Origin of the sequence: Methylobacterium sp. Leaf361 (genome assembly GCF_001424445.1) — a bacterium.
Classification (GTDB): domain Bacteria; phylum Pseudomonadota; class Alphaproteobacteria; order Rhizobiales; family Beijerinckiaceae; genus Methylobacterium.
This window is the reverse complement of sequence record NZ_LMPY01000045.1, coordinates 491,455-517,468: the sequence shown is the minus strand read 5'-3', so window position 1 is coordinate 517,468 and position 26,014 is coordinate 491,455. Positions and strand designations below refer to the sequence as shown.

At 65.0% G+C, this 26,014-nt stretch carries 21 protein-coding genes and 1 pseudogene; 12 read left to right on the top strand and 10 right to left on the bottom strand.

The window, feature by feature from the left end:
• Nucleotides 1-307 (top strand): hypothetical protein (locus ASG32_RS34735; RefSeq protein ID WP_157862060.1); only part of this gene is annotated, 307 nt, incomplete at its 5' end.
• Nucleotides 308-1,026: 719 nt separating this feature from the next.
• Here the strand turns inward: ASG32_RS34735 and ASG32_RS26125 are convergent.
• Nucleotides 1,027-2,106 carry a patatin-like phospholipase family protein gene (locus tag ASG32_RS26125; protein WP_056532049.1) on the bottom strand — a complete coding sequence of 360 codons (1,080 nt, stop codon included), beginning with the start codon at nucleotides 2,104-2,106 and terminating at the stop codon, nucleotides 1,027-1,029.
• A gap of 371 nt (nucleotides 2,107-2,477) precedes the next feature.
• On the bottom strand, nucleotides 2,478-3,484 hold a 1,007-nt coding region (locus ASG32_RS26120; RefSeq protein WP_206780039.1), incomplete at its 3' end, for an IS256 family transposase.
• 1,095 nt (nucleotides 3,485-4,579) lie between these two features.
• Between ASG32_RS26120 and ASG32_RS26115 the strand changes: the two genes are divergently transcribed.
• From ASG32_RS26115 to ASG32_RS26105, 3 genes are all read left to right on the top strand, one after another.
• Nucleotides 4,580-4,831, top strand: a complete 252-nt coding sequence (locus ASG32_RS26115) for a hypothetical protein (RefSeq protein ID WP_056532045.1) — start codon at nucleotides 4,580-4,582, stop codon at nucleotides 4,829-4,831.
• 297 nt (nucleotides 4,832-5,128) lie between these two features.
• The gene (locus tag ASG32_RS26110) at nucleotides 5,129-6,211 is read left to right on the top strand and encodes an AraC family transcriptional regulator (protein WP_082558051.1); all 1,083 of its coding nucleotides are present in this window, start codon (nucleotides 5,129-5,131) and stop codon (nucleotides 6,209-6,211) included.
• 925 nt (nucleotides 6,212-7,136) lie between these two features.
• Nucleotides 7,137-8,405 carry an IS256 family transposase gene (locus ASG32_RS26105; RefSeq protein WP_056532043.1) on the top strand — a complete coding sequence of 423 codons (1,269 nt, stop codon included), beginning with the start codon at nucleotides 7,137-7,139 and terminating at the stop codon, nucleotides 8,403-8,405.
• Nucleotides 8,406-8,827: 422 nt separating this feature from the next.
• On the opposite strand, the gene ASG32_RS26100 is transcribed toward ASG32_RS26105, so the two are convergent.
• The gene (locus tag ASG32_RS26100) at nucleotides 8,828-9,067 is read right to left on the bottom strand and encodes a hypothetical protein (protein ID WP_244492199.1); all 240 of its coding nucleotides are present in this window, start codon (nucleotides 9,065-9,067) and stop codon (nucleotides 8,828-8,830) included.
• Nucleotides 9,068-9,342: 275 nt separating this feature from the next.
• Between ASG32_RS26100 and ASG32_RS34145 the strand changes: the two genes are divergently transcribed.
• Complete coding sequence (locus ASG32_RS34145; RefSeq protein ID WP_157862059.1) at nucleotides 9,343-9,768, top strand: hypothetical protein; 426 nt, start codon at nucleotides 9,343-9,345, stop codon at nucleotides 9,766-9,768.
• A gap of 1,176 nt (nucleotides 9,769-10,944) precedes the next feature.
• Here ASG32_RS34145 and aqpZ read toward each other — a convergent pair.
• Complete coding sequence (gene aqpZ, locus ASG32_RS26095; RefSeq protein ID WP_056532040.1) at nucleotides 10,945-11,679, bottom strand: aquaporin Z; 735 nt, start codon at nucleotides 11,677-11,679, stop codon at nucleotides 10,945-10,947.
• Nucleotides 11,680-13,344: 1,665 nt separating this feature from the next.
• Here aqpZ and ASG32_RS26085 point away from each other — a divergent pair.
• Nucleotides 13,345-13,632: a hypothetical protein gene (locus tag ASG32_RS26085; RefSeq protein WP_056532036.1), complete on the top strand. Its 288-nt coding sequence runs from the start codon at nucleotides 13,345-13,347 to the stop codon at nucleotides 13,630-13,632.
• A gap of 1,192 nt (nucleotides 13,633-14,824) precedes the next feature.
• Here ASG32_RS26085 and ASG32_RS26080 read toward each other — a convergent pair.
• The 3 genes and pseudogenes from ASG32_RS26080 to ASG32_RS26075 all read right to left on the bottom strand — a co-directional run bounded on the left by ASG32_RS26080 (nucleotide 14,825) and on the right by ASG32_RS26075 (nucleotide 17,332).
• Nucleotides 14,825-15,685: an HD domain-containing protein gene (locus ASG32_RS26080; protein WP_056532107.1), complete on the bottom strand. Its 861-nt coding sequence runs from the start codon at nucleotides 15,683-15,685 to the stop codon at nucleotides 14,825-14,827.
• Between the two features lie 283 nt (nucleotides 15,686-15,968).
• A pseudogene (locus ASG32_RS33515) lies at nucleotides 15,969-16,130 on the bottom strand (IS256 family transposase); the annotation flags it as partial.
• Between the two features lie 36 nt (nucleotides 16,131-16,166).
• Nucleotides 16,167-17,332 (bottom strand): IS3 family transposase gene (locus tag ASG32_RS26075; RefSeq protein ID WP_107351997.1). Its coding sequence is split into 2 segments (ribosomal slippage): nucleotides 16,167-17,068 and nucleotides 17,068-17,332, totalling 1,167 coding nucleotides; the frame shifts between segments, so codons are not numbered across the junction.
• On the opposite strand from ASG32_RS26075, the gene ASG32_RS35380 reads away from it, so the two are divergent.
• The 4 genes from ASG32_RS35380 to ASG32_RS26055 all read left to right on the top strand — a co-directional run bounded on the left by ASG32_RS35380 (nucleotide 17,313) and on the right by ASG32_RS26055 (nucleotide 20,491).
• The gene (locus ASG32_RS35380) at nucleotides 17,313-17,774 is read left to right on the top strand and encodes a hypothetical protein (RefSeq protein ID WP_244492197.1); all 462 of its coding nucleotides are present in this window, start codon (nucleotides 17,313-17,315) and stop codon (nucleotides 17,772-17,774) included. The two genes, ASG32_RS26075 and ASG32_RS35380, sit on opposite strands and share 20 nt — an antisense overlap.
• Nucleotides 17,761-18,207 (top strand): hypothetical protein, encoded by a 447-nt coding sequence (locus tag ASG32_RS26065; RefSeq protein ID WP_244492195.1) that lies wholly within the window; start codon nucleotides 17,761-17,763, stop codon nucleotides 18,205-18,207. The genes ASG32_RS35380 and ASG32_RS26065 overlap by 14 nt, the downstream gene beginning before the upstream one ends.
• 75 nt (nucleotides 18,208-18,282) lie before the next feature.
• Complete coding sequence (locus tag ASG32_RS26060; protein ID WP_056532029.1) at nucleotides 18,283-19,437, top strand: IS110 family transposase; 1,155 nt, start codon at nucleotides 18,283-18,285, stop codon at nucleotides 19,435-19,437.
• A gap of 643 nt (nucleotides 19,438-20,080) precedes the next feature.
• A complete protein-coding gene (locus ASG32_RS26055) occupies nucleotides 20,081-20,491 on the top strand; it encodes a hypothetical protein (protein WP_056532027.1) in 411 nt (136 codons plus the stop codon).
• A 153-nt stretch (nucleotides 20,492-20,644) separates the two neighbouring features.
• Here the strand turns inward: ASG32_RS26055 and ASG32_RS26050 are convergent, their stop codons facing one another.
• The 3 genes from ASG32_RS26050 to ASG32_RS26035 all read right to left on the bottom strand — a co-directional run bounded on the left by ASG32_RS26050 (nucleotide 20,645) and on the right by ASG32_RS26035 (nucleotide 24,222).
• Nucleotides 20,645-21,463, bottom strand: coding sequence for a DUF4344 domain-containing metallopeptidase (locus tag ASG32_RS26050; RefSeq protein ID WP_056532025.1), 819 nt, complete (start codon nucleotides 21,461-21,463; stop codon nucleotides 20,645-20,647).
• A gap of 143 nt (nucleotides 21,464-21,606) precedes the next feature.
• Complete coding sequence (locus tag ASG32_RS26045; protein WP_056532023.1) at nucleotides 21,607-22,125, bottom strand: Spy/CpxP family protein refolding chaperone; 519 nt, start codon at nucleotides 22,123-22,125, stop codon at nucleotides 21,607-21,609.
• A gap of 1,350 nt (nucleotides 22,126-23,475) precedes the next feature.
• Nucleotides 23,476-24,222, bottom strand: a complete 747-nt coding sequence (locus tag ASG32_RS26035; protein WP_056532019.1) for a pirin family protein — start codon at nucleotides 24,220-24,222, stop codon at nucleotides 23,476-23,478.
• 109 nt (nucleotides 24,223-24,331) lie between these two features.
• On the opposite strand from ASG32_RS26035, the gene ASG32_RS26030 reads away from it, so the two are divergent.
• On the top strand, nucleotides 24,332-25,198 hold the full coding sequence (locus ASG32_RS26030; protein WP_056532017.1) for a LysR family transcriptional regulator: 867 nt from the start codon (nucleotides 24,332-24,334) through the stop codon (nucleotides 25,196-25,198).
• A 174-nt stretch (nucleotides 25,199-25,372) separates the two neighbouring features.
• Nucleotides 25,373-25,996, top strand: a complete 624-nt coding sequence (locus tag ASG32_RS26025; RefSeq protein WP_056532015.1) for an isochorismatase family protein — start codon at nucleotides 25,373-25,375, stop codon at nucleotides 25,994-25,996.
• Nucleotides 25,997-26,014 lie beyond the last annotated feature (18 nt).

Genomic DNA, 26,014 nt, shown 5'->3' with positions numbered 1-26,014 from the left:
TCCTCAGGCTTGGGTCGCTTCCTCGACATCGATCCGTCCTCCAGGCTCGAAAGCCATACCAAAGGGCGGACCACTCTCGCGGGGGTGGATCACCGGCCTGACCGTTCCACTGATCGCCGCCGCCGTGTTCACGCTCGGCGGCTACGGGATCAGCAAGGCCGCGCGACATTCTGACGAGCTCACCGAGTTCTTGGGAGCCCTGTTCATGATCGTCGCGCTGCTGGCCGGTGTTGCAGGGCTGGCTCAGATCGGCGCCCGAGGTCTAAGCACCCTTCCCCGACCGGCCATTCTCCGCGCGTCGTTCTAAGAGCGAGGACGTCGGCGCCTCTCTCCGCCTGCAGGGTGGCACAACCGGCCGACGCGTTGCTGCCGGCGCCCTCAGTCCAGCCCCGCTCCGTCAGCCCGCATTTCGGGTCGGTCCGGGCCAAGCGCTTGGGAACCAGTTGCTTGGACCATCCGTAGGTCTCGCCCTCAGAACCGCTGCCCGGCAAAGCCTCGTCACCCTTCAGCGTCGTGCCGGCGCACAGTCGCTTGCGCTCCTCGGGTACCAAAGCGCGGTCGAGGTTCAACAGGTCAGCGGTGCTCGGCCTGACCATGGGAGCGCCTCCCGTCGCGAGAGCGGCGTCGGCGGCAGCGACGATACGGTCGACGTGATCGTCGACGCTCACGGAGGGCTTACTGGATGTTAGCGCGGGGCCGATTGAAAGGCGGAGAGCGCAGCGGGATGCAGGGGCGTGAAGGTCAGTGGCGCCGCATGCCGCTGGAGAGCTACGAGGCGGGTCCGCAGGACATCGACAGGGAGACCCTCGCGCATGTGCGCTTTGGGATGGTGCTCGACGGCAAGGTCATCCCGTGCTGCGTGTCGATCGACGGGCCGCGCAATTTCTTCCATGAAGCTATACCCGCTGCGCACGAACGGCATGGTCGAACGCTTCAACGACTGAATCTGTCACCAGGAGTTAGGGCATCGCGATCACAGCTTGACCGAGAGGCCATGTTGCGCGGGTCGCCGCGACCTTGATCGACTCAGATCGGAGGTTGCGTGACCCAAGCGTCGCCACGCAGCGCGCGCTGCCGGCCATATTCATAGAGGGGGCGCATGTAGGATGGGTCAAATGGCTTGTTCCGCTCCATCGTGAAGTCCGGTCCGATGAAGGCCAAGTTGTAGTCTACCCCGTCGCGCTCGGCTGCGGCATGGATCCGCAACACGTCGTTGTAGCCGCTCGCCGCGATCATGGCAGTGATCGCGCGACCTACAATGCCGAGGGTCCGACGCTCCGTCGAGGCCCATTCGGGATCCAGCCGACCATTGCGGATCACCCAAGCCCGAGTCCGCGCCGTTGGCTGCCCGCGCGCCAGCCGCTCCCGACGAAATCGCGAGACGCTGGCGGGATATAGGAAGAGTTGGGCGAACGCCCCGCCGTCAACATGCAGCTCCTGAAAGGGCTTCCCGTTCAGCGTCACATCGAAAAAAACCGGCGCGAAGGCACCTGGGATGGCAGCGGAGGCCAGTAGAATCCGCCGCACCGTCTCCAAGGCGCGAGCATGGCCGCTCTGCGCGATAGCGCCGATGTTCCAAATGACTGGTGTCTGCGCATCGAGATTAGAGGTGCCCACCAGCAGCAGCCTGCCATTGGCGTAGGCCCGGGCGATCTCGGCCAGCATCGCTTCATCGAGGAAGCGGGAAATGGTGCGGAACAGAGGGCTGTTGTCCGCCATGGCATCGTCCAAGATCGCAGCGGTGTAGCTGCGCTCCAGCAGAACATCCGCCAAGGTGATGTCGGTGAATACGCTCTTCAGTTGCGCGTCATAGGCGCCGCCGAGAAACGCGAAGGGGGCACTCAACGCGCCGGTGCTGATGCCGGTGACCAGGAAGAAGTTCGGGCGGTCGCCATGCTCGGTCCAACCGTTGAGAAGCCCGGCGCCGAAGGCTCCGTTTTCACCACCTCCTGAGATGCCGAGCAGGTCCAAGTCGGGCAAAGGCGTGGCCGGCCGGATGCCGCTCGACACGATCTGGCGTTGGACAGCCTCGATGAACTCCCGCTGAAGCGCGGCCTGCCCGGTGGTCTCAGTCGGGAAGAACCGCTCGTTCGGCACACCGAGCACGGCTGTGTCCCCTGGCGTGGTGTAGCTTCGGCGTGGCCACCACGATCACCGGCCGGGGCCGGATTGATCAGGCTGCCAGGGTCGGCAGGCTGACGAGGGGATCATCGCCGATCGGGGCGATGCTTTCCAGGGTGATGTAGCGGGAGCGCTGGACGGCCCACTCGTCGTTCTGTTCCAGCAGGATCGCGCCGACGAGGCGTGTGATGGCCGCCTCGTTGGGGAAGATGCCGACCACCTCGGTCCGGCGCTTGATCTCGCCGTTGAGGCGTTCAAGCGGGTTCGTGGAGTGCAGCTTGACCCGATGCTGGGTGGGGAAGCCCATGTAGGCCAGCACGTCCGGCTCAGCCTCGTCCATCAGGGCGGCGAGCTTNTTGAGGCGTTCAAGCGGGTTCGTGGAGTGCAGCTTGACCCGATGCTGGGTGGGGAAGCCCATGTAGGCCAGCACGTCCGGCTCAGCCTCGTCCATCAGGGCGGCGAGCTTGGGAACCTTCGGCCGGAGCTGATCAGCCACGCGCCGCCACTGCTGACGGGCCGCCTCGGCATCGTCCTGGGCAAATGCCGTGGCGATGAAGGCGGAGACGACACGCCGCCCGCTGCGTCCGGCATGGGCGAGCACGTTGCGCATGAAGTGGACGCGGCAACGCTGCCAGGTCGCGTTCATCACCTTGGCCACTGACGCCTTGATGCCCTCGTGGGCGTCCGAGATGACCAGCTTGACCCCGCGCAGGCCGCGGCGCGCCAGCTTGCGGAGAAAGTCCGTCCAGAACGTCTCGGCCTCGGACGGGCCGACATCCATGCCGAGCACCTCGCGACGGCCGTCACCGTTGACGCCCACCGCCACGATTACGGCGACAGAGACGATACGGCCGTCCTGGCGCACCTTCACGTAGGTCGCATCGATCCAGAGGTAGGGCCACTCGCCCTCGATGGGCCGGGCGAGGAACGCGCCCACGCGCTCGTCGATTTCCTGGCAGAGCCGGCTGACCTGGCTCTTCGACACGCCTGTGCCGCCCATCGCTTGGACGAGGTCATCAACCGAGCGGGTCGAGATGCCCTGGATGTAGGCCTCCTGGATCACAGCCGTGAGCGCCTTCTCGGCCATGCGTCGCGGCTCCAGGAAGCCCGGAAAGTAGCTGCCCTTGCGCAGCTTCGGAATGCGCAGCTCGACCGTGCCGGCCCGCGTCTGCCAATCCCGGTCACGGTAGCCGTTGCGCTGGACCAGCCGCTCGGCGCTCTTCTCGCCGTGGGCCGCGCCGGTCAGGCCACCGACCTCCAGCTCCATTAGCCGCTCGGCCGCAAAGCCGATCATCTCGCGCAGCAGATCGGCGTCGGCGCTCTTCTCCATCAGCCCGCGCAGGGCCATCATCTCGTCGGTCATCGGGGGTCTCTCGGGTTCGAGGTTGGTGCTCGCAACCCGACCCTACCCGGCAACCGCCGATGACCACCCCGCGAGAGATCCCGCCTGCTACAGCGCTGTGAAGGGCGCGCAGGCGGGCTCTCCCGCTACCGGCGAGCTACACCACCTCCAGGGACACGACCTGTCCTTATCGATGGCCTCCGTTCCATGATGATTCGCGNCCACCCCGCGAGAGATCCCGCCTGCTACAGCGCTGTGAAGGGCGCGCAGGCGGGCTCTCCCGCTACCGGCGAGCTACACCACCTCCAGGGACACGACCTGTCCTTATCGATGGCCTCCGTTCCGATTGACCGTCAGGGCATGCCCTTCCTGACCAGTGTGTGAGCGGCAGCCGGTAGGTGCAGGACGCTTGCCGACGGTCTACAGGGCACTGTTCCGTGTCCCCTAAAGGCAAGAGGCTGGTGAGAGTTATTCCGCGCCGTGCTGGTAGGGCACGGGCTGTACGTGTATCGCTAACCCCCAGTGGCGATGGTTGTTAGCAGGAGGAGATTCCGGGTCTCATGGTATCCGTCCTGATCGCTGGCCACCGGCTAGCAGGGACGGCCTGGCTCTGGCACCGCGAGGGCAGGCGCATCAATCTCGCCATCCGCAGCACCAATTCCAGGTGAAGCGATACGGGGCTGCCCGCAGTCTGTCCGCTTGACCCTCCGTCAAACATCAGCGTGCGGGCTCTACGTCGAAATATTGGTCGACACCCGCAATCGGTCCTGCAAGATGTTCGCTGCCGACCCCAGGTCGGCCGTCGTGTGAACGTTGATGGCCGGAGCGATTAAAGCTTGCCAAATTTCCGACCGGTCCTGCAAGAAGCCGGTCGCATCGATGGAACCCCTGGTCGATCGTTTCACCGCACGCGCCCTCACACGCAAGTGGCTCTCGGCGATGTCAGGTTGCAAATGACGCGCTTCGTGCGGGCCACCTGCACGTCCGCTACCAATGGCGATCTGCCACTGCGCGGCCGATACCCGTGTCTCGTCCGATCAAGCACCGCTCGTCATTACAGCTAGAAGGTAACGGCAGAGCCTGTTCTCGGGCCTGTGACAAAGTCAGGAGATGACGATGCCGAAGCTGGGACTCGCGGGGCTGTCCATCGCTGCAGCTCTTGCGCTCGGACTGAGTGGCGGAGCAAGCGCGGCCCCGCTGATCGGTTCTCAGTCAGCGATTGGCGCGTTCGGGATCGCGGACGGGCCAATCATCAAGGTGCAGACCATGGGAATGATGCGTCGGCACGACCGTCGGATGGCGCGCCACGACCGGAGAATGGACCGACGGGACTATCGGCACCACCGGAGAATGGACCGGCACTACTGAGTCGAGCCGCTGAACAATAAAAAGGCGCCGCCCTCCATCATCGAATGTGCCGAAAGAGAAGCTCACATTTAAGCGACTCCCCGGGAGGTTTGGGTCATCTGGATGGGCGGCGTTCCTCGAATACAATATTAAACGAAGCATATCGCGCAATTCGATTTTGAAAAAGTAACGACAACAGATTTCTGTCAATGCGTTTCTAAATATAAAACTTGATCGAAGCGGACGGATCAACCATTGTCGCAGGAATAACCTAGGCTATCGGGATCAGGCGGATCCGGAATCAAGGGGGTCCACGCCATGGAATACCCTATCGCGCCACACACGAACGGCCGCTCAGATCCGTCTCTCGAAGCCCGAATTCCCGTTCCGCCTGAAACGCAGCCTGTCGGTTTCATCCATCCCGAGGTCGCACGAGCGCTCTACGCTGTCCTCGTCGAATTCGGCGCCAATCCCGACGCCCTCGTGGCCGAGATCGGTCTCAATCCGGCTCTCTTCGACGGCGGTAACGCCCTTGTCTCCTACGCCGCGTTCGGCCGCCTGATTGCCCTCGGAGCCGAACGCACCGGCTGTCGCCACCTCGGCCTCCTCGTCGGTCAGCGGAACACCCTGACCTCGCTCGGGCCGGTCGGACTGCTGATGCGCAACTCCAATACGGTCGGGGACGCCCTGCGAGCGCTCGAAGAGCAAGTGGGCAAGCGGAACTGGGGCGCGGTGATCGGGCTCGGCACTTGCCAGGGCGTGTCGGTCCTCAGCCACTCACCCTACGATCCGAGGCCCGAGGTAGCGGCCCCCCATTCCGAGCGCGCGCTCGCCACGATGACCAACGTGCTGCGGGGGCTGTGCGGGTTCGGCTGGACTCCGCTTGAGGTGTTGCTGCCGCGCACTGCGCCGCGGGACAGAAGGCCCTACAGCACCTTCTTTCGCGCGCCGCTCCGGTTTGACGAGGAGGTGGCCGCCCTGGTGTTCCCGGCCGAACTCCTGGAGCAGCCGATCGCGGGCGCGGACCCGGTCGCCTGCCGAGACCTCGAGGAGCGGATCCGCCAAATCGGGGCCGATCAGCCCTACACGTTGACGGATGAGCTGCGCCGCTACCTTCAGATCGCTGTCACCCGGCAGCGCTGCACAGCCGACCGGGTCGCGCACAGGCAAATGACGAACCGTCGCACCATGGCCCGCCGGTTGCGGGCGGAGGGCACGAGCTTCAAGCAGCTCACCAGTGAGACGCAGTTCCAGGTGGCACAGCGGCTGCTGGTCGACACCGGGTTGAGCGTGACGCAGATCTCAGAGGTCCTGCACTTCTCCGAACTCGCAGCCTTCACGCATGCGTTCCGGCGCTGGTCGGGTGTGGCTCCGAGCGTCTGGAGACTGGAGAACCGGTAGACGGACGCTGATTCGCACGATGAAGATCCGTAGCCTAACCCACCAGCTCCTAAACTGGACCAATGTGAGTTGTAGGGCGATTTCTTCGCCACCGCTGGCTGCCAGATCAGTTATCCGCGGGAACTCTGCGGCACCGTGTTGCGATAGTAGCTTGTGCGATTGTGCGTCTAGTCACCCGAGGATCAGCTGCAGGTGCAGATCGCCAAATTTAAGATTCCAGCTCTGTAGCCAGGCGGGTCCGGCATTAGCGACACCTCCGAGGACGCCTTCACTCCCGCGCAGTTGACCGAGCTGATCCGGAAGCAGGCGGAGAATTCTGCGGAGAACATGAAGGAACCCGGGGCATTGGCCGATCAGTCACTGGCGGCCCTGGTAATGAACGCGCTCCTGCTGCACGAACGGGAGCGTATGAATCTTCTGGACCACGATACCGTGCTGCCCGAGGCCACTCGGCGGCCGAAGTCGATCCGCCCCCAGAGGTGGGCGCCAGCGTGGCTCAGGCGATCAAGATCGTCTTCGACGGGGGAGCCACCGGCCGCCTGTAGCCCTACCGGCATCAACGGAAGTGAGGTGGAGGCACAGCACTGATGCGTCGGCTCGGGCGCTGCTGGGTACGGGAGCGATTGACGTTTGGCGTGGAAGAGCTAATCATTTGACGGAACGCAATCTCGCTGAATGTGGCTCGCCACGACAGCGGTCCTGGCGTGAAGGGGGCGGCGCAGAGATCGGTCGGAGCATCTGCGGCTCTGGCATCCTACCGCCTTATCTCCGCCGCTCGTTCAGGCCTCAGAGGGCCAGCCAGAGCAGCGCCGACGTCACCAACGCGGGAGCTATGCCGGAAGTTGGGTGACGACGGAGGTGTGAAGGCGGCGTATCGAGGCGGGTGTCGAGCCTGCCAGAACCTCTCAGCGAGAGCGATACGCCTATGCAGACACCTACCAACATCGTCCGGTTTCGTCAGCCTGAGGACATCGACGATCCCCTGACGGACGTGCTGCGCGCCGGTGCCCGCCGCCTGCTCGCCCAGGCCGTGGAGCTGGAAGCCGAGGCCTTTCTGAGTGCAATGCAGGATCTTCGGCTGCCGGACGGACGCGCACGCCTCGTGCGGCACGGCCATGGCCCGGAGCGGGCGATCCAGACCGGCATCGGCCCGGTGCCGGTGGCGCGGGTCCGTGTGCGGGATCGCGGTGCGAGCGGGTCCGAGGACCGGATCCGGTTCACCTCGGCGCTCCTGCCGAAGTGGGCGCGGCGCACCCGCAGCCTGGATGCGCTGCTGCCGGTGCTGTACCTGCGCGGCGTGTCGACCGGCGACTTCCAGGACGCGCTGGCCGCCCTTCTGGGGCGTGACGCCCCAAACCTGTCGCCGGCCGTCATCGCCCGGCTGACCACGACCTGGGCGGACGAGTACGCCCGCTGGCAGGGCCGTGACCTCTCGGCCCGTCGCTACGTCTACGTCTGGGCTGATGGTGTCTACCTGCAGGCCCGGATGGAGGAGCAGGCCGAGTGCATGCTCGTGCTGATCGGGGCGACGCCCGAGGGTCGCAAGGAGCTCGTCGGCTTCCAGGTGGGCGTGCGCGAGAGCGCCCAGAGCTGGCGCGAGCTGCTCGTCGACGTGAAGCGGCGCGGGCTGTCGATCGCGCCCGAGATCGCGGTCGGCGATGGCGCTCTCGGCTTCTGGCGAGCCTTGGATGAGGTCTTCCCCGGCACAGCTCACCAACGCTGCTGGGTGCACAAAACTGCCAACGTCCTCGACAAGGTGCCGAAATCCGTCCAGCCGGCGATGAAGGCGGACCTGCGCGAGATCCACGGTGCGCCGACAAGTGCGGCGGCCGAGGCGGCGCTGACCGTCTTCGTCGAGAAGTACGGGGCCAAGTACGCGCGCGCTGCCGACTGCCTGACCAAGGACCGCGAGGCGCTGCTGGCGTTCTACGACTTCCCGGCCGAGCACTGGGACCACCTGCGCAGCTCGAACCCGATCGAGAGCGTGTTCGCCACGGTGCGGCATCGGACCGTGCGGACCAAAGGGGCGCTCTCGGCCACGACCGCCAAGCTGATGGTGTTCAAGCTGGTGATGGCGGCCTCGAAGACCTGGCGCCGGCTGAAGGGCGAAAACCAGTTGCCGAAGGTCGTGGCCGGCGTCATCTTCCGCGACGGGACCGAGGTCACCGCGAGCCCAGATCACCGCGCCGCCTGACCGCCGCCGTCACCTAAAATCCTGCATAGCTCCCAACGCGGCAATCATACCCACAGCCAGAGGCTGAAGACTGCCGATGGTCCGGTAACGACCGCCGTCCGTGACGATGCTCGCTAGCGGCTTAGCGCGTGCCTCCCGCTTTGCTGCCTCCCGCACGCGGCTCGCCCTTGCGATTTAGATGGATCGAAGCACCAGGACCATCGTTCGCTCCCATCTTGTCTGACGAGCGCATCCTGCCAAGTCGAAGCGATCGCCGGTCCGTGGCCGGCGTGCTGGTGTACACTCCAACAGACGATGCAAGGCCCGCGCAGCACCATTCCTTCAATTTCGGTCATACCAAACGCTGAACCGGACAGCCTGCTTGATCCGACGAGCTGCACAGGGCCCGCGATGTGAGGCTTCTTGACCGCAGACGAATTGAGTCAGGTGCTCGCTTGTGCGACCTCGACCAAGACACCCTCAAGGTACGCCTTGATCCGGCCTATACCGGCCGCGCTTGGTCCTTTGATGCTGAAGCCGATCAGCTCGCCGCGTGCATGAACCCTGCGGACAAGAGTTTCCGCCTTCGTCGCCATCTCGCGTTCAGTCGGCGCGCGCAGGATGCTGCCCGTCTCGCAGGTCGTAATCCGGACTTCGAAGATAGGCGAATCACCCATGATCATTGCCATTCTTCGCCCGAACTGGGGCGAAAGCGTGGTCGAATACCCGCCGATACTCATCGCACATGCAATGCGAGCTTTCGAGGTGATGCGCGTTGTCGGAAACAGAGCCTCTGGTCGCCCTGAAGACTGGAACCTCTGCGATTACCCTCTAGAGGCTCCGCGCCAGGCGGATGAAAGTTGAGTTTGCCCAAATATTTTTATTTGAAAGTTCTCGGCGCGTCCCAAAGGATCAAGCACCGGGGACCTAATGATTTTACTGCACCAGAACGTCTATCGTGGCGTTCGCCTACCGCTTATCCGGGGAGAAAACCATGTCTACCATGCGAACTCGCGCAACAGGCCTGCTCACCGGAGCTGGAGTTGCGGCGGCGGGTCTCCTGACTGGCTCGCTGGCTCTTGCTGAACCGCTGGTGCTGCGTGTCAATCCGCATCTCGCCGATCACGGCGTTCTCATGCAGGGTGACGAGAGCGGGACGATCCAAACGCTGTTTGATGCGGGACCTCACTACACCGAAGCGAGCGGTGTGCGGGTCGGGCGCGGCAGCGTGATCCCCGGCTGGCTGGGGTTGGGTTCATTTCAAAATGTTTCGCTCGCGGGGCTGAACCCGACTGGATATTACGGTTACTACATATCTCCTGATGACCAGGCGGTCGTCATCGATCTTGACTCGCGCAGAGTTGTCCGTGTGATCTCACGCTGAAAGCCTGGGTTTGACGAGACTTGGCAGCGGGCACCGAAAGGATGGCGTTGTAGGAAGAGCTGGGCCGGTCCATCGCATCCGGCGAATGATCGGGCGGGACAGCAGACTCGCTCATGTGGTCGCTGTTTCGGGGACCGGGAGAGGGCGATGCGCCACACTCTGATCGTCCCACAACTCAGGGTCTTTGCCCTGCTCCGCTACGCTCTCGTTCTTGCGCTTCTGGGCACGCCCGAAGCGGCCTTCGCACGCGCTATAATCACCACTTCAAGATCGGTAAAACTGCTCCCTAGTTCAGTGTCGCCCCCTAGTTGCATGCACCTGAGGAGGAAGGCGTTTCGTCCCGTGGAGGGCTGGTCCGTGAGGACCGTCGCCATCGTGTGCAAGACTGTAACAACTGCTCTTCGGCGATCGGGCAACCGCAGCTTCACGAGCATGGGGCCAAACAAGAATATAGACGCAAAATAGGCCCGGCTCGGGCGAAGGCCCGGCCAGCCAATGCACTGGCACAATGGCTCGAGCCGGGGGATTAGATCTAATTCGAAATAACAGGGCATTATAGTCGTCATTTTATATACGTTTATATAAATGATCTCGAATCGTCCCAAAATTCACGCCTCGCATTATTTAGAACGGAAGCGGATCCCATCGAAAGTGTGCGTGGAACGTTTTCGCCCCACTTGCTGCCGAGGTAATTTTCTGCGCCCTGTGCTTCCTCATCTTCTTACGGTTTGGTTTTACAAGCGGTGGGATAGATAAGAGAATGCTAGGTACCTATCTTATGCTGGCTATTGGGATGTTTCCAGCCGCAGCACTCGGCCAACAGTCACCTGTTCGTGAGGCTCTCAAACAGAGCCGCACCGGCGACTACTTGGCACACTGTAGTCAGTTTTCCCCTGGCGGACCCGAGGTCGAAGTGTGCTTCCGGGTCAGCATCAATCAATAATCGCTCGGCTAATCGGCCTCCATTTCGAATTATAAGCGCGATCGGAAGTCGATGAGAAAGGTCAGCGTGGGCCATTGAGGGTTTAATCTCCGGGCATTCCCGGAAGAGGTCCGCCTCTCATCATGTCTTCTTTAGAGCGTGCGGCGTTGAGGCCCTCGGCCCGCTATGCAGCCAAGCTGTGGAGAGCGTGAGGGCCGGACGAACTGCAGTTTTGGAGCCGTCAATAGGAAGGCTCACTCTGCCGGGGCGGCCGGTGCTATGCCGGTAATCTGAGCCGCGGGTTGCTCGCTTAGCCAGCGGTAGAGCATTCCGCCCAGCGCGCCGCCGACCAGCGGGGCAACCCAGAACAGCCAGAGCTGTGCTATCGCCCAACCGCCGGCGAACAGGGCCGGCCCCGTGCTGCGCGCCGGGTTGACCGACAGGTTCGTCACCGGAATGCCGACGAGGTGGACGAGGGTCAGGCAGAGACCGATGGCCAGAGGCGCGAAGCCGACCGGCGCCTTGCCGTGCGTCGCCCCCATGATGACGAAGAGGAACATCATCGTGAGCACCACCTCGGCCAAGAGGCACGAAAGCAGTCCGTAGTGGCCCGGCGAGTGCTCGCCGTAGCCATTGGCGGCAAAGCCCTTCGCAAGGTCGAACTCCGGCGAGCCGCTCGCGATGGCATAGAGCAGCGCCGCGGCAGCCGCGCCGCCGATGACCTGTGAAACCACGTACGGAGCGATGTCGCGAGTCGGGAAGCGCCCGCCCGCCGCAAGCCCGATGGTGACTGCTGGGTTGAGGTGACACCCCGAGATGTGGCCGATGGCGTAGGCCATGGTGACCACGGTCAGGCCGAAGGCGGCGGAGACCCCAAGCAGGCCGATGCCGACCTGCGGGAACCCGGCGGCGATGACGGCACTGCCGCAGCCGGCAAAAGTGAGCCAGAAAGTGCCGATCGCCTCGGCGCTGCACTTGCGGATGTCCATGCTTGCCTCCTCAGCCCAGAGAACGAACTGGACCGGCTTAATCGGTGGGCTACGAACATTCTGGGCAGATCCGTGGTGCGGAGACACGCAGGATCGACGGTTTCAGCAAGCTCCCGACTTCTGCAAACCTTCAGCCGTCGTGAGGCCGGAACTCATCATTGCGACGGCTGCAGCGATGATACTTGGCGGCGTCAGCGCGTTACTCCGTCGGTTCCGTCGCGCCTCACCACGAGACGCGACGGCGTCCAAGCGCGAACTGCTCCTGAGAGCACGTTCGCCGATCCCAGACGGCGACAAGGTCGGTCAGTTCAGCTGCTTGTATTAGCGGCGCCGGTCGTTCCTGCGGTCGTGCCGATCCGTCCGGCGATCTCCCCGACGATCCATTCCCACGGTCCCGGTCTTGATCACCAAGTCAGAGGCAGCTCCGGCCGTCTCAATCGCGGAATGTGAGTTGCTGAGCGGGGCAGCTTGCGGCCCGCTTCCCAGACCGAGCACAAGCGCCGCAGCGACAGAGAGCCCTGCAAGTCTCAGATACGGCATCATCATCTCCCTTACCTCGTCGCTGGCCTGAAAGCCCCGCCATCCCATCTTCGCACTTCCTGCGTGCGTTGCTTGATCCGGCGAGACACGGCCATCGACATAAGCTATGGGGCAGAGCCGAAGCGGCAGAGCTCACTAAGTGCATTTGCGTGGCACATTCGCGGAACGCCGGCGTCTGTGCTTGCGCGAGGTCGGTCCAAAAGCCCAGAGCCGGCAAGGAACTCACTACAAGAGCTCATAGTGGTATTGCGCGAGTGGGTTGAGAGAAAAGCTGTATCCGACGCCCAGGCGTTGGCTCCGACAACGGCCGCAGCGCTGCGCTGGCTCCTTCTCGCCTCGCTGAGGCAAGCACCAGCACCGAGCTATCGCCGCCTACCCATACTGATGTCCTGGACCGCGCCAGTTCAGCGATTGTCGTCCGGTTCAAGCTCGTCGTGAACTGCCGAGCTCAAGCGGATATTTCGACAACAAGCGTTTACCGCTGACCCGATCGATCAAGCAGCGTGGGCATATAGGATCCACACTGGACCACGATGTCGTTTGTTGCGGCGTTGACACCTGTTAGCGCGCTTTGGATCACAGTGGAGTGCACGAGATGCAACGCATAAGGCTGTTGGTGTTTGTCGCACTGTTCCTTGGGAGTTGGCTTAGCCTGGGCTCACCGGAGAAGGGGCGGTTCGGCGTCAGCGTGGCCGAGGCGGCCGGGGGCTGCGGCATCGGCTTTCACCGCGGACCGTATGGCGGCTGCCGTCGGAACGGCTATGGAGGCTACTATGGTGGGCGTAGTGTCTACGGCTACCGAGGCGCCTATGGGCACCGCGCAGGAGCCTATGGATATCGCCGCGGCGGAGTCTATGGCTACCGCGGCGGCGGAGTCTACGGCGGGCGACGCGTCGGCGTCTACAGAGGCGGCAGCTTCCATGGCGGCCGAGGCTTTCACGGTGGCCGAGGCTTTCACGGTGGCCGAGGCTTTCGCCGGTAGGTGGCAAAGGGGTCAGCACGCCCGGTCCGAGCGTCGGATCGACAACCGGATGGGTTGAGGCGACCCGTCACATCAAGCGACCGATCTGGCGGCAGCGCACAATCGCTCAGGCGCTCGCTATGCTGGCGATTCGGGATAGAACGATGTCTGCCCCTCTGATCATGCCTCTTGCGATGGCAGCTATGTTCACGGCCGGCGCCATCCTAGTTGTGCATCTACAGCAACATGCCGAGCACGTCAGAGCCGTGCTCTGGGTTACCTACCTGCTCTTGGCCACGTTCGTCGTTCTAGCTATGCTCGATCGCTTGGCCAACGACCACCGCAACTTGGGGGTCGCGATGGCTCAAGTGCAGATTCGGAAATCGCCTACACCGGCATCAGGTTTACAGCTGATCGAGTCTAACTGGCGGCCTCTGAAGGCTAATCAGTGAACCTGATTGACGACGTGCCACTAATAAAAGCTCATCAATTGTCGGATCTGATTGCATTATCTCGTCACGTTCGTCGCGCTCTTCCTATCCGAGGCCTGACCGAACCCGTTTACAGACACAGGGTTTCGGACGGACAATAGTGGCGCCGCGGTCCCAAATTCTCAATATCTCAGTCGAAAAACTGCTCGGTTTCGACTTAGATAACGCCGAAGCCGCTACGCGGAAATCGGGCGTGTACCACTTCCGGCGGGAATTCAGCTTCGCCTTGAGCTGGAATGATTTGGACGCCGCGTAAGAACGGGTTCGGCGCTCATCGCGTCGCGCCCATTCCGGAGTGTGCATTCACAATCTGCCACGCTGCGCACAGGATCGCGGCGATCCAGCGGAGCGCGAGAAGCCCGGCCGCAGCAATCACGGCGAGAACGATACGTTCCTGTCAGGAACGTCTGACCTGGTCCCGAACGGGCGTCGTGAGACCCTGAACAACCATCGCACCCAATTCCGCCTATTCGACAGTTCTTTGCAGGCGCGGTTCCCGAAATAGTCCGATTCCGCATGCCCGCGGGCATCAATCCACAACGGTCACTCGCTGACGCGCCGCCTGTCCGAGCTGAAGGCGTCACTTCCGCTTCTCCGGGATAATGCCACCGGCGAATGGATACGCGTCCTTGCTGCTGGAACCGACTCAGAGCTCTTCAGGCGCCCTGACGAGGCACGCTCAGTGCGCAAGGTACCGGGCCCGTGACAAAGCCGTTGTTTGATAGCGACTGCAGCAGAAATTGGCCCGTTCGCAGCGTGTTGAGACTCACTGCAGCGCTTCCAGCGAGTGCTTCCCGTATAGTAATCTGACAAGCGATGTTGCTAGGCTAATTGAGGAGCTGAAATCAGACGCTCCGACGTTGATTAAGCATAGAATGGACGGGATGACCGCTGCAGTCTTTGGCGGCGAGCCTGAAGAGGTCATTGGAGCAAGCGCCCGCATCGATGTGAATGAGGTGTTCGTCCAAGTTGCTGGCCGGCAGATGTACGTGTGCGAGTTGTCTATGCCGAGGCGAGATGCCGGACGTGCTGGTCCCGGCAGAACCAGATGGACAAGCCGCCCGGAAGCTAATCCGCAGGCTGCCGAAGCAGCAGGGCATGGCACCCGAAGCGTGGGTTGCGGCCAAGTGCCGTCTAACGGTCCCAACCGCTCTTACCAGTTCTCAAGCCCGTGGGACCGTCCGAAGGTGGTTGAGCGTTCCGCCCGAAATACATTGGACTGGAGGCCTGCGATCCATTGGCGCCCGCTCACCGTCACCTCCAAGTACTTTAGCGCACTCTCCAAATGCGAGGATACGCTTTGCCAAAAGAACTCTGGGTAGCGTTCGACCAGATCGGCAGGCGAGGTGTAGCCCAGGGTGGCGTTCGTCCCGGCCTCCTCGAACTCGTGGAAGAGCGCATTGGTTTTGCGGAGGTAGAGGAGGTCACCCATCTGCCCGATCAGATCCGCCGCCCGGACCAGGCAGGCCTCATCTTCCGGATGGTCGTCGAGATTGCCGGGCTGGGCCGGAAAGCGGGTTTGCTCGATGGCGCGCATGACGCGGTTCGCGTCCAGCATTTCCGATTGGCCAAAGCGCGCGGCGACAAACAACTTGGATCGGTCGACGTGGTAGGCGGTCAGTGCCGCGTCCGAGGCGCCGCGCGGCAGCACGATGCGGTGGCCAGCGTCGTCGATGATATAACCCTCCACAGGGCAATCGCCTTTCAGAACGCCTCGCACATATCCGATGTCATGCAGAAGGCAGGCGACCACCAGATGTGCCCAGTCATCTGGCGTGACGAATTCGAGCAGAGTTTTGCCACGCAAGATGTCGAGGCCGACCTGCGTAACGAGCAGGGTGTGCTCTAGGTCGTGGTAGAGTGCGTCAGAGTTCCCCAAGCACTCAAGGGCAAGACGCGCGGCAGCGCCAACCCTCTCGGCCAAGGGCGCTTGGCTGGCGCCGAACGTGCTCTGGAGCTCCCCGGCGAGATGGTCGCCGAGTGCCCGTGAGGCGAGCTGAGCGGTCGTGATCATGCCCGGCACTCCCATCGACTAATCTTGCAGTTTCTGCATCCGTAGGTTGATCGTACGAGACGCGGCTGTCGGCCGGTCTCAGGTGCCTTTTGTCTGATGCACCAAGTCGCGCTTGCTCCCATCTGCGTTCGGTGAGCGGTGAAGTTTTGCAGCGGCACTTCCGGCATCCTGTTGTGCGCCAGAACCGCTCTGCCGACCACGGGTTTTTCGGGCGGGAGGTGCGTTTGCTTGCAGGCCTGACCGGGACTGTCAGGAATTCCGTGTGCGGGCGGCGGATTGAACATCAGGCCGCCATGGCCCGGGTGAAGCGCTCGCCGAAGATGACGGCGAACTGCGCCTTGGCCATGACCCACTCGCGCGGGCCCATCTTCCACGCCTTCTCGGAGCGGTTCAAGACTAGGTAGAGCAGCTTCAGCGCGGCCTCGTCGGTCGGGAAGTGCCCGCGGGTGATCGGCCCCCACGAGGTGGTCCAAGGTCAAAGTTAGTGCAGGGTTGGTCGCTGGACCACAGCGAGCTTGGCTGGTGCAGCCGGCCTAGCGGCTATAGCTGGCACGAACGCCTCTGGCGCTGGCGGCCGATAGCCCAATGCGCCATGCGGTCGAACCGTATTGTAGTGCCGTCGCCAGCCCTCGATCATGATCTGCGCCTCCTTGAGCGTGTAGAAAATCTCGCCATTCAGAAGTTCATTGCGTATCTGTGCATTGAAGCTCTCGACATACCCGTTCTCCCACGGTGAGCCGGGGGTAATGTAGGCGGTCTTTGCGCCCACCGAAGTGACCCAGGACTGCACCGACTTGGCGATGAACTCCGGGCCGTTGTCTGAACGAATGTGAGCCGGCACGCCGCGCAGGATGAATAGGTCGGACAGAACATTGATCACGTCGGCCGCCTTGAGCTTGCGATCCACCCGGATGGCCAGGCACTCGCGGCTGAATTCGTCGAGGACGTTGAGCATCCGGAACTTGCGCCCGTCATGGGTGCGCGCCTCGACGAAGTCGTAGGACCAGACGTGATTGCGGTGCTCGGGTCGCAGCCGGATGCAGGAGCCATCCCCATCCCACAGACGGCTCTTCTTCGGCTGGCGGGCCGGCACCTTCAGCCCCTCCTGCCGCCAGAGGCGCTCGACCCGCTTGTCGTTGACCCACCAGCCAGCCGCCCGCAGCAGGGCAGCGACCTTCCGGTAGCCGTAGCGCCCGTAGGTGCGGGCAAGTTCGATCAACTCGGCCACGAGCGCGGCCTCGTCATCTCTGCCCCGCGGCAGCTTGCGCTGTGTCGAGCGATGCTGGCCGAGCGCACGACACGCGCGGCGCTCGGAGACCTTCAGCACGGTCCGAACATGCTCGATACAGGTGCGTCGGCGCGCGGGGCTGGTCAGTTTCCCCGGGCGGCCTCCTGCAGGATCAGCTTGTCGAGCGTAAGATCCGCGATCGCCTTCCGGAGCCGCTGGTTCTCGGTCTCCAGATCCTTCATCCGCCGGACCTGATCGGTCTTCAGGCCGCCGTACTCCCGCCGCCAGCGGTAGTACGTCACCTCGCTCACGCCGATCGCGCGGATCGCCTCCGCCACGCTCTGGCCTTGGCCGACCAGCACGTCCGCCTGCCGCAACTTCGCGACGATCTCCTCAGGCTTGGGTCGCTTCCTCGACATCGATCCGTCCTCCAGGCTCGAAAGCCATACCAAAGGGCGGACCACTCTCGCGGGGGTGGATCACCGGCCTGACCGTTCCACTGATCGCCGCCGCCGTGTTCACGCTCCCCCCTGCCGCAACTTCGCGACGATCTCCTCAGGCTTGGGTCGCTTCCTCGACATCGATCCGTCCTCCAGGCTCGAAAGCCATACCAAAGGGCGGACCACTCTCGCGGGGGTGGATCACCGGCCGCCCGGCACAATCGGGCGCCCACGCACCAAAGGCGCACGCCTGCCTACACTCGCCGCGAGCCTCGTGGCCAAGGACACGCGCTGGCATGCGGTCGTGGTGTCGGGCTGGTACGGGTCAGCCCAGCGCGCCATCGAGGTCGCCTCCGGCACCGCGGTGTGGCGGCACGGCGGGATGCCGGTCGTGCCAATCCGCTCTCGTGCTCGTGCGTGATCCCGCCCAACGCTTCGAGGCCCAAGCCCTGCTCTGCACCGACCTCGCCTGCGACCCAACCCAGATCGTGTCGTGGTTCGTCCGCCGTTGGAGCGTCGAGGTCACCTTCCAGGAAGTGCGCGCCCATCTCGGCGTCGAGACGCAGCGGCAGTGGTCCGACACGGCGATTGCCCGCACCACGCCCTGCCTGCTCGCCCTGTTCTCGATTGTCACGCTGCTGGCTGCGCAGCTCCCGGCCCGCCAACGGCAACGGATCGCGGCCGCCGCGTGGTACCCCAAACCGCGCCCGACCTTTGCCGATGCTCTGGCCGCCGTGCGCTATGCGATCTGGCGCGAGCGGACTTTGGCAACATCACCGCGCCGATGCGCCCGAACAAAACCCCGCTTCCGTTTGCCAGCGCCCTGGGCCTATGCCCTCTGCCACGCCGCATGAATTGCCAAAGATACCATGCAGGGAGTTGGAGATTGGATCACTCTCCAGTTCTCTGACCTTGGACCGGAGTTGGCCATGCTTGATCGTGAACAGATCCAGACAAACCTGCCTGAGGTTGCTGTGTTCGTCACGCTGGAACTCAGCAAGTCGGCATGGCTCCTGGCCGCCCAGGCCGTCCCGAGCGGGAAGACCTCCGCACACCGGGTGAGCGGCGGCGACGTGGAGGGCCTGCTCGCCTTGCTGCGCCGCCTGCAGGCTCGCGAGCAGCGCAGCTCCGGCCGAGAGGTCGCGATCATCCTTGGCTACGAGGCCGGGTACGACGGTTTCTGGCTGCAGCGCCGCCTCGCGGCCGAGGCGATTGCCTGCTTCGTCATGGATCCCGGCAGCCTCCAGGTCGACCGCCGCGCGCGACGGGCCAAGACCGACCGGCTCGACGCGGCCATGCTGCTCCGGGCTCTGATGGCGTGGTGCCGCGGCGATCACGCCGCCTGCCGCATGGTGCAGGTGCCCTCGGTCGAGCGCGAGGATGCGCGGCGCACTCATCGCGAGCGCCAGCGCCTGATCGCGGAGCGGGTGCAGCACGTCAACCGGATCAAGGGCCTGCTCGCCACCCAGGGCGTCTACACGTTCCAGCCGCTGCGACGCGACCGTTGGGAGCGGTTGAAGGAGGTGCGCACCGGCGACGGGCGCGACCTGCCTCAGCGCCTGCGCGGCGAGATCGAGCGCGAGTTCCGGCGGCTGGAACTCGTGCTCGAACAGGTCGCGGCCGCCGAGGCCGAGCGCGATGCCGCCGTGGCGGATCCGGCCGTCACGGACGCCGATGCCGAGAAGGTGGCGCGTCTGGCCCGGCTCGGTGGCATCGGCACCGAGCTGGCCACGGTGCTGGTGCGCGAGGCGCTGTATCGGCCCTTCGCCAACCGCAAGCAGGTGGCCGCCTATGCCGGTCTCACGCCGAGCCCGTACGCCAGCGGCGACCGGCAGCGCGACCAGGGCATCTCCAAGGCTGGGAACCCACTCCTGCGGAAGTCGATGGTCGAACTGGCGTGGCTGTGGCTGCGCTATCAGCCGGGCAGCGGGCTCGCCCGCTGGTTCGTCGAGCGGGTCGGCACCGGACGCGGTCGCATCCGCAAGATCACCGCGGTGGCGCTGGCGCGCAAACTGCTGGTCGCCCTGTGGCGCTATCTCGCCACCGGTCTGGTTCCGGAGGGCGCGCGCCTGAAGGCGGCCTGAGGATCAAGGTTCGTCCGCCGGGCCGGTCCACGGCACGTCGGACGAGTGGGGGCAGGCGTGTGACCGGAGCTCGACGGGGTTTGCTGCCGTCGCCAAAGATGGGTCCCGCCGCCTTCAGCCGGTTCGCCTCGCATGAGGCATCTTGGTCAGGAACGTTCTGTTCCGCCGGATACGAGTGGATCCGCGAGCCCGGCGCTCGCACGACATCCCGGCTCCCCCGCCCGTCCGAAACGTCGATCACCGACCCCCTTGCGGAAACGCCTCATACGAGTCGAGCTCAGGCTGCAGAGGGAGCGACGCTCCAGCTCTGCCATCGCCGCCATGTTCGACACGTCCTCGCGTGTAATTGGGAAAGCGGTCGTCCGCAGGGTCACGAGCGCGACTGCCACGAGAACATCCGTCAATCGTTCAGCGCGACGCCCTTGGGCCTGGATGAGCGACTGAGCAACTAATCCCGTTCGTCTGCCTTCATGAAATGCCTCATTCTGGCCTCTACTCGGCTCATCGGATCAAGCGAGGCGCCTGGCGCGACGCTACGGTTGTCCGGACAAAGGGCCGGCCCTGAGCCGACCCCGGGTCCGCCCCGATCACGCGGATTGGGCGCGGACTGCCTTCAGCACGTCCCGAGCAAGGAGACAGCCCCATGAACAAGATCCTTATCGCGGCAACGGGCATCGGCGCCCTGATCCTGACCAGCGTCACGGCGGACGCGCGCGGATTTCGCGGCGGGGGCGGCGGCTTCCGGGGCGGGGGCGGATTCCATGGAGCCGGGATGCGGGGCGGCGGCTTCCGAGGGGGCGGGTTCCACGGAGGGCGCGTGGCGGGCGGCTATCGCGGCGGATATGGAGGCTACCGGGGCGGCGTGGCGGGCTATCGTGGCGGGTATGGCCGCTACGGCTACAGAGGTGGGTATGGGCGCTATGGCTACCGCGGTTATGGCCTCGCGGCGGCCGGTGTCGGCGCTGCCGCCTATGGCGCGCACCGCTACTACGGCGGCGGGTGTGGCGCCTACAGCTACTACGACGCGAATCACGGCGGCTGCGTGCCCTACTGAGCGGTCGCGCCAGCGTCCTACGGGTTTGGCCACCCTGGCGTGACCCGGTGCAGCCTGTGTCCCCGGCGTCCTCAACCAACCGGCCAACCGAGACGCCGGGCCGTGGCCAGAAGCGGTGCCGGAGGAAGTCTGGCCTGGGCTGCGCGTCCGCGCTCAGTAGATCCAGCGAAACCCCCGCCGTATCCGTTCGCGCCCCATCTGGCCACCCCGGAGATGATTGCGAAACAGCCTGTCCATGGCATGCACCGCCAGGCCGTACTCACCCCTGCAGTTCTCTGCCCGCTCCTTAGGCAGGTCGCCGCGCTCGACCAGGTAGCCGAAGGCGCGCCGGTCCGAGCCGTATGCGAGGCAGAGCAGGTTGTATAGGCGCTGGTAAAACAGCCCGTGATCATCGGCGTAGGTGGCTTTCTCCTGCTTGTCCTCCGCGCCGTAGCTCGTGAACAGGATGGAGCTGCCCGCGATGATCTGCCGGGCCTGGGCCGGCTTCAGGCGGAGCAGGACGAGCGCGGCGAACTGGTCGGCGGCGTCCTCCTCGCGGCCGAGCACAGGTACGTCCAGCAGGTCGAACAGGGCATGCCCGGTCTCGTGCAGGAAGACCTGCGCGACTGGGCCGGAAACGGCATCGTGAAGCGACAGGCCGCCGAGGGACGGGGCCCTGCGCGCCCGATCGCGCACATCCTGGATGTATTCGTAGCAGACCGTGACCGAGCGGGTCTTGGGCTCGTACCAGGCGTTGCTCTCGCCGTCGCACTCGGACAGGCGCAAGGTCATGGCCCGCGGCAGCCGGACCATACCGACGATCTCGCGCAAGCCCTCAAGGACGCGGCGTGCGCGCATTTCCCGGTATATCTCCTGTGCCTGCGCGGTCTTCGGAACCTGGTAGACGGTCCGGATCGGGCTGCCCGTATCGGCCCGGGAGGCGCTGATCATCAGGGTGAAGGCTAACCCGGCGAGGGCAAGCGGCCGTGGCATCGTCCCGCCTCCAGGGCTTCGGGGCGTCGGGGCGTCGGCAACATCGGACAGCGCGGACAGCCCTGGCGGGACCCGCGCCCCTGCTCTCGGTCACCGTCTACGTCGCCTCACCCGCCCTGGAGGCGGGTGAGGCGAATCCTCACTCAGCCCTCGTCGTCGTCGTCATCGTCCATGAGCTCCTTGCGGCGATTCTCTGCGGCGTCCCGCAATCCCCCGATGACCCGGGTGACGACCACGCGCATCCGGCTCTTCTGATCTGGAGAGAGGGTCTGGTAGAGCGGCTGCCAGGCATCCGCGAGCTTCTTGAGCCCGTTGGCGCGCTCGTCCATGATCTCGGCCCGCTCGCGCATAAGCCGGAGCGGGTCGGGGTCGGCGCGCTGGGCAGCGGCCCGTCCCTGCAGGTTGGACAGCCGGGTGTAGCGCGCATCGGCGCGCGTGCGGATGGCCTCCTCGATGGCCGGCCAGTACTTCTGCTGGTCGGGCGTGAGCTGGAGGGCGGCCTTCACCACCCCGATCCGGGCATCGGTCAGGGCCTTGAAGTCCGTCTGGGTCAGCTTTCCAGTCTCACCGAGCGCGCCGGTACGGGACACGTCCTCCGCCAAGGCCAACGGGCCTCCGGCGAGCACGAAGACGGCAGCCATGGGAATCAAGCGCTTCTGCATATCGGCCTCCTATCCGGGTAGAGCGTCCGGGCGACAGCCCGGGCCGTGGTGTCCGTCGTCGGTCTGTTCTGAGGAGACGGAGCGGATGTCAGTACGCGTGACGCCGGCTGACGCGCCGGGCCGTCCTGCGAGCCGACCGGTGTGCCATCCCGACCGCCGTCACGGTCTTGATGACCAAGCGATCGGACACCGCGGTCGCCTGGACCGCGGGTCGGAGATAGCTCAAGGGGGCGGCCCGAGCGGCGCCCAGCGGGACCAAAGTCAACGCGGCGAGGACGAAGAGTCCGGACACATGACGGCACAGCATGGGCATCTCCCTCGGTTCAGCCCCGTACCGCCCCCGGTGCGCCTCGGTCGTGATCGGACTCTGGCGAGTCATGGCGCGGGAGAGGCGAGATTATCCGTCCGCGGCACAAGGTCTGCCGCGTCGCGGGCGTGACGAGAGCAAAGCTTCATCTGGCCCGGGACCGCAGCCGTTCTGGAGGTAGATCACTGTTCCGGACGGCCTGCTTGATCAACAGGGTCTTTACTACGGGAATTTGCGGCTGCGGGCGTGAGCCTCGGACGCGTCGCAAACTCGGAGCCGAGACACAGAAAGACCGCTGCCGCCGCGCTTTCTTTTTTGGTTCGACGGGGGTCCGAAGCAGTTGACGAGCAGCTGGTTGTGCTCACCGGCCGTCGGGGCGCGCGAGAACCCTACCAGCGTGCAGAGCCGTTGCCATCGCCGCGGCACTCAACCTCTACCGACTCGCCGTGCGGTTCGCCGAACGCCCAGTTGGCACGACGCGCACCTCACGCTCTGCCGCTCTCGCTGCATGACTGCGATTTCGCTAACAGTGTTCCGCCCGTTATGCGAATGGCTCCGGATCGAAGCGGTCGCATGAATGCCAGCACGGGAGGAGCGTCCGACGGTCCCGGAATGACCGGGAAGGGCGCGAAACCCACGGTCCGGTTCTGCGTGCGACGGCATTCCGATCTGACGTAGTCTGGCCGAAAGCAGCTTGTCCGCTTCGAAGCTTGGGAAGTCGGAGAACGGACGTTCGGCGCGGCTCAGTTGGGGGCAACCTGATGACCCCTTGCAGACCTTCAAGCCTGCGAGCCCAGAACTCCGCTTGGTAGGAAGAAGCGGACCTATGAGCGGCGGCCACGACATCAGCAGCTACGGGCACATTAGCGACCGACGGGTAGCAGGCATGTCAGTGCGGTTCACTACGTGGTGGAAGGCTATGGGTCCGGCTCTCGACAGGCACCGGCCTCGCAACCGACCTCCACCGTTGCACCTTCCGCTGCGCGCCCCGGTCGAGTTCGATGATTCCATCGAGGGACACGACCGGCGCGCGGAACGCGCGATTAATCAGCGAGTACGTTCCCGCTGAACATGCCACCGCGGAAGACCGGTGCGCCCTGATCGGTCACGAAGAGGACGAGGTCGGCGTCGGAGCCGGCCAGCACCCTCCCGCCGTCCCCCTTGAGGTACGCCGTGTCACCCGCCCGCAGCGTCAAGCCGCCGACCTCGACGTCGCCGCCGAAGACGTGGAGCAGGCGAACCGCATCGGGCGCCGGAAGCGGCGGCAGGGACAACGCTGCCCCGGCCGCAACATGCGCGTCGGAGACCCATGCCTGGGCTCGGACCTCCAGCGGCGCGCCCTCGGGCCCCGCGATGAGGCGCCACTTGCTGTGGCTCAACACCTCCCCGAAGTCGTGGAACTGGACCTTGGGTCCGAGGTCGGCCGCCCGCGGCCGCAGGAAGATCTGCAGTGCCTCGACTGGGCCGTGGTCCAGCATGCGCTCCTCGTGCTGGAAGGTGTGGCCGGCGTTCATCATCATCAGGCGCGTCGTCGTGATCTCCTCCGCGTTTCCGACCGTGTCCCGGTGGAGCATCCGTCCGGCCCGGACGTAGGTCAGGATTTCGTCGTCGCGGTGCGGGTGCATCCCAATGACGTGCCCGGGCACCACGGTGGCGCGGTCGATCCGGCCGATGGCGCCCAGGCCGCTATCTCCGCCGCTGAGGCTCAGCCCGGGACGGATGATCTCGACGGCGAAGCCGCGGGTTGGGTCACCCATGCGGTCGCCGCGTCTGAGCTTGGTCACGTCCATGGTCGTTGTCCTTTCTTAGTGGGCATCTCCGCCATGGAACGTAGCGTCGTCGTACCAGGGACGGTATCGTCCGATCCTGGCAAGCTCCGTCCCGGGAAGCGGAACACGCATGGACGTCGACGACCTGAGGACCTTCGTGGAGGTCGCCGACGCGGGAGGGGTCTCGGCCGCCTCCCGCCGCCTCAACATGGCGAAGTCCATCGTCAGCCGGCGGCTACTGCGGCTGGAGGCCGAGATCGGCACCCAGCTCCTCGCCCGCACCACCCGCGGCGCGGCCCTGACCGAGGCGGGCACGACGTTCCGTGAGCACGCCGCGCGGATTTGCGCCGAAGTGGACGCGGCCCTGGAGGCGGTCTCGGTCGGCGGCGCGCTCCGCGGCCTCCTGCGGGTCGCCGTGCCCTCCACGTTCGGCCCGACGCACTTCGCGCCGGCCATCGCCGAACTCACTCGCCGCCATCCCCAACTGCAGATCAACTGCCGCTACAGCGACCGCTACGTCGACCTCGTTACGGAGGGCTTCGACTGCGGCATCCGGGTCGGCTACCTTGCGGATTCGAACCTCGTCGCACGCCGCATCGGGTCCTTCTCAGTTCGTCTGTTCGCAAGCCCCGACTACGTCGCCGCGCACGGCGCGCCCGAGACGCCGGATGATGTGCCCGGACACCCGGCCGTGATGATCGGCACGGAGACCTGGACGTTCAGCGCCGGTGGCAAGTCGTTCCCGGTCCGCCCGACGGGCCGCTTCCGCGCCGACAGTGCGGTGGCCATCGCGGAGGCGACAGCCGCGGGCGCGGGCCTCACCGCGCTGCCCGACGTCATCGCGGAGCCCTACGTGGCAGCCGGCTCTCTGGTGCCGGTCATGCCGGGATACGCCCTACCCTCCATCGGCATGTTCGTCGTGCGCCCGCCCGGGCAGCACCCATCGCGCAAGGTACAGGCCTTGACGGACGTGCTGATGGAGCGCCTCGGCCGGTAAGCCGCTTCGCCGTGGCCATATGATCCCGCCCAAGGACGTAGTCGCCATCACCGCGTCCCGCATTCAGGAACGCAGAGTGCCTGGAAAGACGGCTAGTGGCACCGGACGTGGGACGGCATCTTCGGGGTGTCAGGCGGTTCCGGAGCGAGGCCGCCCCACCCGAAGGAGAACGTCATGTCCTACGATAGATTGACTGCCGAGAACGCCGCCGTGCTGTTTGTCGACCATCAGACCGGGCTCGCCAACGGCGTGCAGACCCAGTCGCCCGCGGATTTCCAGAACAACGTGAAGGCGCTCGTGACCATCGCGCAGGTCTACGATCTGCCGGCCGTGATCACGACTAGCGCCTCGGACGGCCCGAACGGCCCGGTCATGCCGGTGGTGGCGCAGGGCCTGCCGAACGCCGCCATCGTGCATCGGCCGGGCGAGATCAACGCCTTCGACAACGCCGACTTCGCGGCTGCCGTGAAGGCGACCGGCCGCAAGAAGCTCCTGATCGCCGGAATCTCGACGGACGTGTGCGTCGCCTTCGCGGCCCTGTCGGCGAAGGACGCGGGATACGACGTCTACGCGGTCGTCGACGCCTCCGGCACCTGGAGCAAGCTCGTCGAGGACGCGGCTATCACCCGGATGGTCCAGGCCGGCATCGTGCCGATCAACTGGGTCGCCGTCGGTGCGGAACTCCTCGCCCACTGGCAGTCCTCCACGGGCGAGGCGCATGCGAGGCTGATGGGCGACCACCTGCCCTTTGCCGGCAACAACTACGCCGGCTTCCTGGCCGCGAAGGGGCAGGCGTAACCGCTTGAAAGGGGGCCG